1 protein-coding gene is annotated in these 2,222 nt (G+C 63.8%); it reads right to left on the bottom strand.

Translation table 11 applies throughout. From position 1 onward, the window contains the following. Nucleotides 1–1,921 (bottom strand): ribonuclease R (rnr, locus tag A985_RS26775; RefSeq protein ID WP_039830777.1); only part of this gene is annotated, 1,921 nt, incomplete at its 3' end. Nucleotides 1,922–2,222: the final 301 nt, after the last annotated feature.

The raw sequence follows: 2,222 nt of genomic DNA, 5'->3' as shown, positions 1-2,222 counted from the left end.
GCTCATTCGCCGAGCAATGCAGGCCCAGCTCGTCCCAGATGGCATCGTGCTTCTTGGTGCCTGCGGCCTTCTTGGCTTTCCCGGCGGCGGAGTCGTCGGCCTTCTGGAGCTTGCGCGCGTGCGGCGAGAGGCCGGTCGTCATTTCCACACCCGCCGGGACTTCGGGCTCGTACTTCTTGCCCGCCAGAATCGCCTTGATGGCACGGTGCGTGAGCAGGTCCGGGTAGCGGCGAATCGGGCTGGTGAAGTGCGCGTAGGCGGGATACGCCAGCCCGAAGTGGCCGATGTTGTCCGGACTGTAGACGGCTTGCTGCATCGAGCGCAGGAGCATCGTCTGGAGCATGGGTGCGTCGGGGCGCGACTCGATCTGCGTCATCAGGTCCGCGTAATCGGACGTTGCAGGCTCGTCGCCACCGCCGAGCGACAGCCCGAGCGTCTTGAGGAACGTGCGCAGCACCTGGAGTCGTTCGCCCGACGGACCGGCGTGAATCCGGTACAGGCCCGCCTGCTTGTGACGCTTGAGGAGGTCGGCGGCGCACACGTTGGCCGTGAGCATGCATTCCTCGATGAGACGGTGAGCATCGTTGCGCGTGCGCGGCAGGATCTGTTCGATCTTGCCTTGCGCGTTGCAGACGATATACGTCTCGGTCGAATCGAATTCAATGGCCCCACGCGTCTTGCGCGCTTTCGCGAGCACTTTGTACAGCTCGTACAGGTTCTGCAGATGCGGCAGCAGCGCGGCGCGGCGTTGGGCTTCGGGGCCTTTGGTGTTGCCGAGAACGGCGGCCACTTCGGTGTAGGTCAGGCGCGCGGCCGAGTGGATCACGGCCGGATAGAACTGATAGGCCTTGACTTCGCCGTTCGGGGCGACGAGGGCGTCGCACACGAGGACACAGCGATCCACGTCGGGATTGAGCGAGCACAAGCCGTTCGAGAGCTTTTCCGGCAGCATCGGAATGACGCGTCGCGGGAAGTAGACCGATGTGCTGCGCGTCAGGGCGTCCGCGTCGAGGGGGCCGCCGGAAGTCACATAATGCGAGACGTCGGCGATGGCGACGATCAGGCGGAAGCCATCGCTGCGGCCGACCTTGGCCGGCTCGCAGTACACGGCATCGTCGAAGTCGCGCGCATCTTCTCCGTCGATGGTGACGAGCGGCACGTCGCGCAGATCGATGCGGTGACGCAGATCAGGCGCACGCACTTCATCGGGCAGCGCCCCGGCAGCGGCGAGCGCTTCGGCGGAGAACTGGTGGGGCACGCCGTACTTGCGCACGGCGATTTCGATTTCCATGCCGGGGTCGTCGATGTCGCCAAGGACTTCCGAGACGCGGCCGATGGGCTGGCTATAGCGGCTGGGGTAATCGGTGAGTTCGACGGACACGACCTGACCGACCTTGGCCTTGCCCTGGGCGCGCGGCGGGATCAGGATGTCATGGCCGATGCGCTTGTCTTCCGGGGCGACGACCATCACGCCGTTTTCGTTGAGCAGGCGACCGATGACGTGCGTGTTGGCACGGCTCACCACTTCAACGATATGCCCTTCCGGACGGCCTCGGCGATCGTAGCCGGCAACGCGCAGAAGGACGCGGTCGTTGTGCATGACCTTCTTCATCTCTTCGCTGGGAAGGAAGAGGTCGTCGCCGCCCTCGTCGCGCACGGCGAAACCGTAGCCGTCGCGGTGACCGATGACACGGCCGGCGATGAAGTTCGAGGGGTGGGTCAGTTGATAATAGCCGTGGCGGTCGAGGCGAATCTGGTCATCGCGCTCCATGGCGGCGAGGCGCTTGAAGAAGCCTTCGCGCTCCTGCTTTTTGATCGCCAGGGCTTCGGCGATATCGTTGGCGGACAGCGCGGCATCGGCGGTGCGCAGGACACCGAGGATTTCTTCGCGGCTCGGAATCGGATAGGGATATTTGCTCAAAGGTCGGTAGCGTTGCTGTGCCGGTTGAGTCCGGCCGAGGGGCACATCTGGCGCCCGACGGTCCGTGGTGTTGTGCGTCGCGCGAAAACGCGGGGTCGCACAGTCAGGGACAATCATACGGCAAACCTCGCGAAAACTGCCACCTATGCGGAATTTGAGCGTGGGCTTGCAGGCGGGTGAGAAAAAAGAAAAATTATTCCACCCAAGTGTTGACAGTGCCGCACGGCGTACGCATAATCTCACTTCTTCGCGGCGAGCAAGCAGTCAGCAAGTCGACGAGGCCCAGATGGCGGAATTGGTA

It is taken from the genome of Pandoraea sp. B-6 (genome assembly GCF_000282835.1).
Taxonomy (GTDB): Bacteria; Pseudomonadota; Gammaproteobacteria; order Burkholderiales; family Burkholderiaceae; genus Pandoraea; species Pandoraea cepalis.
Note: the sequence above shows the minus strand (reverse complement) of the source record. Positions and strands in the feature narration are given on the sequence as shown.